The organism is Rhizorhabdus sp. P4_G6, assembly GCF_056401045.1.
Genome location: NZ_JBFUKC010000047.1, coordinates 1 through 5,087 on the forward strand (window position 1 = coordinate 1; position 5,087 = coordinate 5,087).

General features: G+C 64.3%; 4 protein-coding genes and 1 pseudogene. 1 reads left to right on the forward strand and 4 read right to left on the reverse strand.

The genetic code is table 11. From position 1 onward, the window contains the following. A pseudogene (locus tag AC1DPF_RS18855) lies at positions 1–510 on the forward strand (TonB-dependent receptor); the annotation flags it as partial. Between the two features lie 305 nt (positions 511–815). On the opposite strand, the gene AC1DPF_RS18860 reads toward AC1DPF_RS18855, so the two are convergent. The 4 genes from AC1DPF_RS18860 to AC1DPF_RS18875 all read right to left on the reverse strand — a co-directional run bounded on the left by AC1DPF_RS18860 (position 816) and on the right by AC1DPF_RS18875 (position 4,979). Beyond that, a complete protein-coding gene (locus tag AC1DPF_RS18860) occupies positions 816–1,538 on the reverse strand; it encodes a GntR family transcriptional regulator (protein WP_477962923.1) in 723 nt (240 codons plus the stop codon). A 264-nt stretch (positions 1,539–1,802) separates the two neighbouring features. Continuing rightward, the gene (locus AC1DPF_RS18865; RefSeq protein ID WP_477962925.1) at positions 1,803–2,927 is read right to left on the reverse strand and encodes a CobW family GTP-binding protein; all 1,125 of its coding nucleotides are present in this window, start codon (positions 2,925–2,927) and stop codon (positions 1,803–1,805) included. Positions 2,928–2,935: 8 nt separating this feature from the next. Further along, positions 2,936–4,048, reverse strand: a complete 1,113-nt coding sequence (locus tag AC1DPF_RS18870) for an NADH:flavin oxidoreductase/NADH oxidase (protein WP_477873411.1) — start codon at positions 4,046–4,048, stop codon at positions 2,936–2,938. A 49-nt stretch (positions 4,049–4,097) separates the two neighbouring features. After that, the gene (locus tag AC1DPF_RS18875) at positions 4,098–4,979 is read right to left on the reverse strand and encodes an NAD(P)-dependent oxidoreductase (RefSeq protein ID WP_477962927.1); all 882 of its coding nucleotides are present in this window, start codon (positions 4,977–4,979) and stop codon (positions 4,098–4,100) included. Between the last annotated feature and the right edge of the window lie 108 nt (positions 4,980–5,087).

A 5,087-nucleotide genomic window follows, 5' to 3' on the forward strand; every position in this document is an offset into this window, starting at 1 on the left:
TCGTCATCAATGCCGATCGTCATCAATGCCGACGCGATAACGAAGGGTGCCGAAGCCAGCCTCTTCACCTCGCCTGTCAGGGGGCTCGATGTCGGTCTTTCCGTGTCCTACTTCGATGCGAAGGTGAAGGATGTGCCGCTTCGTGCCGGAGGCCCGATCCGGCGAGACGTCAAGCCCGTCTATGCGCCGCCGCTGCAGGCCAGCGCCATCATCCGGTACGAATGGGAGGCCTTTGGCGGCAAGCTCTCGGTGCAGGGCGACGCGAGCTATACCGACCCCTTCTATTACAACCTCCGCAATTTCGACGCGGACAAGTATGGCAGGACGGTGATGGTCAATGCCGGGCTCGGTTGGTCGAACGATGTCTGGGAGCTGAACTTTCGCATCAGGAACCTGACCGACGTGCACCAGGGGATCCAGGGCTTCGATCTGGCGACCTTATGCGGATGCAACGAGGTGTCCTACAAGCCGCCCCGTTTCTTCCAGCTCGGCGCGCGCTACAACTTCTGATCGCGTCAAGCACATGAGCGCTCGCGACCAGGCCGCGCAAGCAGCGTCGGCGAGCATCCCGGCCGGTCCTCCAGACCGGCCGGGGCATGATGATGCTGTCAACCGAACCGAGGATTTGCTCCCCCTTCCATTGTGCTGTGATTTCGGCGGTCTCATGATGCCTGTGCGCGGGTGGGCGCAGACAGGTGCATAAATAGCTGATTCCATGGGATTTCCGACGAGGCGAGCAACCGACGGCGCAGCCTTCTATCGGTCAGAAGCCGTTTCCCGCCAAGCCTCAGGCGCGCCTCATCATCCGCGGATGTTCAGGTGTCCAAGCCAGAGTTTGCGATCGCCTCGAAAGTCTGGGTGTAGTGATGGTCGAGCAAGGCGATCGCGCGATCGGCATCGCGATTGATGCATGCATCGACCAGATCGCGATGTTCCTGCAGYTCGTTCCGCTCGAGGACCTGCTCCAGCGCGAGGAGGCGATAGCGTTCCGCGGCGTCGAACAACTGGGCGCTGATCCGCTTTATCCAKCGGCTGCCGCAGCCGTCGATGAGAGCAAGATGGAAGTCCTTGTGCCGGCTTTCCCATTCCGAGCTTTCATTCTGGCCGGTCTCGCCGCGATGTGTCCGTGACAGGCGATGGAGCGCCAGTATGAGATTTTCTTCCCATTCCAGGTCGAACCGCTCGATYGATTCACGAATGGCCAGGCCGTCGATCCACCAGCGCGTCTTGACCAGTTCCTTCAGTTCTTCGGCGCTGACCGGCGCTACACGAAAGCCTTTCTGCTCCTCGAGCGCCACGAAGCCTTCTGAAAGAAGCCGGTTCAGCGCCTCCCGAACCGGGCTGCTCGCCGTGTTGAACCGCCGGCGCAAGGCTTCCGCGCGAATCTTCTCGCCCGGACGCATCCGCCCGTTGAGAATGTCAGCGCGCAATTGCGCATAGACAGACTGGGTCAGCGTCGCCGGTTGGCGCTCTCCCGCTCCATCCGTCGGGGTAACGGCATCCTCGGCGGACTTGTCGTTCAGGAACATGTCAACCATCTTGCTCTTTCAGAATGGCGCCGAGACAGCGGCGGGGCGAAGCGATAGAGATGCATCCGGCAAAGTCCAATCCCTGAATGGCCGTCCAGCCGCGGCTGYGCATTCGACCCGACCCGCCCGTGATACGTCGCGTATCGGGGGCCGGCGCCATTCCAGAACTGAAGCGGCGATGCATCGMCAGGCAGCTCCTTCTGCATCATTTGCTGCCCCCCTTGCCCAGGGGGSCGCGGCGTCGCTGCGGTCCAGAAGCGACAGAAGTCACCTTCAAATGGGCCTTGCCGGTTCGGCTCCCCCTGCCTTGAGGCGTGCGAGCGCGGTGCGGTGGGCGATGCGATCGAGCAGGGTGACCATTTCCTCGAGTTCGCCGGCGGGCAGTTCCTGCGTGATGAAGACGATCCGCGTGCGCTGATCCTCATCGGGCCATTCGGGAAGCCAGGTCAGGTTGTGCAGCAGATGCTGCGCGCCCTGGATGACCGCCGGCCGCCCGGGTTCCTCGCGCACGTTCACCAGCCCTTTCACCCGCAGCAGGTTGGCGCCGAGATGCTTTTCCAGAGACGTCAGCAGCAGGTTCAGCGCCTCACGCGGGAGCGGYTCGTCGCGGATGAGGTTGAACGACGCGATGCTGCTATCGTGCCCGTGCGGCGCGTGCGCTGCATGACCATGYTCCGTGTCGGACGCCGCATGGCTGGAAGCAGCGCCAAGCGCGGCGTCGATCCAGGCTTTCGCCGCGCGCCGATCCTCTCTCGGATCGGCCATCAACTTGCGCATCACGCCGACGGGATCTGCCGCCAGATCATCGCTTTCCAGCACCGGGGCGCTGCCGTTGATCTGGCCCAGGCGGACGATCAGCGCCGCCTTGCGCGCCGCGCGCTCGGCSGGCTCCAGCAGGTCCGTCTTGGTAAGGAGAATGCTGTCCGCCAGGGCGATCTGCCGCACGGAAACGGGATGATCCGYCAGGGTCGCCTCCGCGTTCACCGCATCGACGGTGGCCACGACCGCGCCCATTCGGAACAGCCCTTCGAGCGTCGGTTCGGACAGAAAAGCCTGGAGGATCGGCCCCGCCTCCGCCAGGCCGGAGGTTTCGATGACGACGTGATTGAAGTCGACCTCGCCTGCCTCGCGGGCATGGTATAGCCGGTTGAGGGTCTGGATGAGATCGCCGAACACCGTGCAGCACAGGCAGCCATTCTCCAGCACCATGATCGTGTCGTCACTCGCCGTGGTGAGGGCGTGATCGATCCCGATCTCTCCGAACTCGTTGATGATCACCGCGGTGCGCGTCATCGCCGGATCGCGCAGGGCGCGATTGAGCAAGGTGGTCTTTCCGCTTCCAAGGAAGCCGGTCAGCAATGTGACCGGCGTCCTCAGATCCTGTTTGGGGGTCGGCATGCGTGGCCTCAGGCAGGTGCGCGGTGATTGGCGTACAGCTGTGGCCGAAGCGAGGGCTGAGCCATACGGTACTTGGGTGCATACTCAGCCGTCGCGCCAAGTTCCTCGGCGGCGTGCCATGCCCAGCGGGGGTCGTACAGCGCGTCGCGGCCGATCACCACGAAGTCCGCCTTGCCAGAAGCGACGATTTCTTCGGCCTGCTGGGCACCGCCACCGATCAGGCCGACCGACATGGTCGTGATATCCGCCTCCTTGCGGATTCTTTCGCCGAACGGCACCTGATAGCCGGCCGCCAGCGGAATTTGCTGGCGGTGATCGAGCCCGGCCGTGGTGACGTCGATGAAGTCGCACCCCAGCGCCTTGAGCGCCTTGGCGAACTCGACCGCCTCATCGGGATTGAAGCCTCCATCGACCCAGTCGGTCGCTGAAACGCGAATGCCCATCGGCTTGTGCGCCGGCCATTCCGCCCGCATCGCCTTGAACACCTCAAGCGGGAAGCGCATGCGGTTTTCCAGCGATCCACCGAACTCGTCGGTGCGCTGGTTGGCGAGCGGCGAGAGGAACTGGTGGATGAGGTAGCCGTGGCCGCCATGCATCTCGATCAGGTCGAAACCAATTCGTTCGGCGCGTGCGACGGCCTGGCGATGGGCTTCGACGAGGCCGACAATTTCGGGCCTGGTCAGTTCGCGAGGCGCCGGATAGTCGCCGAACGGGATCGCCGACGGCCCGACCGTTTCCCATGCGCCTTCCTCTGCGGTCAATGCCTTGCCGCCCAGCGCCGGAGGCTGCTGCGAGCCCTTGCGTCCGGCGTGCCCGAGCTGGATGCCCAGCTTGGCGACGCCGTAGGTGCGGCAGAAGTCGACGACGCGCTTCAGGGCGGCTTCGTTGTCATCGGAGCACAAGGTGGCGCAGCGCGGCGAAATCCGGCCTTCCGGCGAGACGTTCGTCATTTCGACCATGACCAGGCCTGCAGCGCCCATCGCCAGACCGCCAAGGTGGACCAGATGCCAGTCGTTGGCCGATCCTTCGTTCGAATTATATTGGCACATCGGCGAGACCACGATCCGGTTGGAGAGGGTGAGGTCGCGAAGGCTAATCGGCGAAAAGAGCGTGCTGGTCATGGGTTGAAGGCTTTCTCTTGATGGTTGAGTAAATGGGTTTGCGATGAAATCAGGCCAGTCCGCTGGCGCGGGCCTGGGCACGGGCCATGACGATCCAGTCGCGCTCGGCATCGCCATCGGCGATCGCGCGTGACAGGCGATCGCGGCAGACCTCGGCGCTGGGCAGCGGAACGCCGTTGGCAGCGCCCGTGGTCAGCGCCAGATCGACGTCTTTCAGCGCCAGTGTGGCGGTGAAGCCGACATCATCCCAGCTGCGATCCACGATCGCGCGCGAATAACCGGTATAGGCCGGACAGGAGAACACACCTTCGGTCAACACGTCGCGCAGCGTTTCGGGGTCGGCTCCAGCCTTCTCGACCAGGCTGAACGCCTCGCCCATGACCTCGATCGCGCAGGCCAGCACCATATTGTTGGTGAGTTTCAGCAGCGAGGCGGTGGCGGGCTCGGAGCCGGCGGCGAATGTCCGCTTGCCAATGGCGTCGAACAGCGGTTGCGCGTGCGCGACGGCGTCGGCGGGGCCCGCCGCGATGATGCCGAGCTGCCCTGCCGCCACGGCGGTAGGCCGGCCCAGCACCGGAGCCGCGACGAGAAACTGACTGGCCTTCGCATGCGCGGCGGTCAGGTTGCGGATCGTGTCGCTGCGGTGGGTTCCCATCGCGATGTGCAGGCCGCCAGGCGCGAGGCTCTCGATCAGGCCGCCCGGCCCGTGGGCGACCTGCTCCAGGGCATCGTCATTGGCCAGCATCGTGATCACAGGCGCACCGAGAGCACAGGCCTGCGCGATCGAGTCGGCCCGGGTCGCGCCAAGGTCAAGCAGTTCGCGCAGCCGATCCGGCGTACGGTTCCAGACCACAAGATCATGGCCCGCATCCAGCAGCCGCCGGGCCATTGCCTGGCCCATGCGTCCAAGACCTATGAAAACTACCTTCACAATAAAGCTCCGTATTCATCACGCCCGCGCATCAATGCGAGCCGTAAATGCCGACCACCGCGCAACACAGCGCCCAGAAGACCGGCCATTCGCTTCCGCCTATATGCC

Coding starts and splice junctions, on each gene's coding strand:
- AC1DPF_RS18870 (WP_477873411.1), bottom strand. CDS start 4,048: ATGACCAGCACGCTCTTTTCGCCGATTAGCCTTCGCGACCTCACCCTC.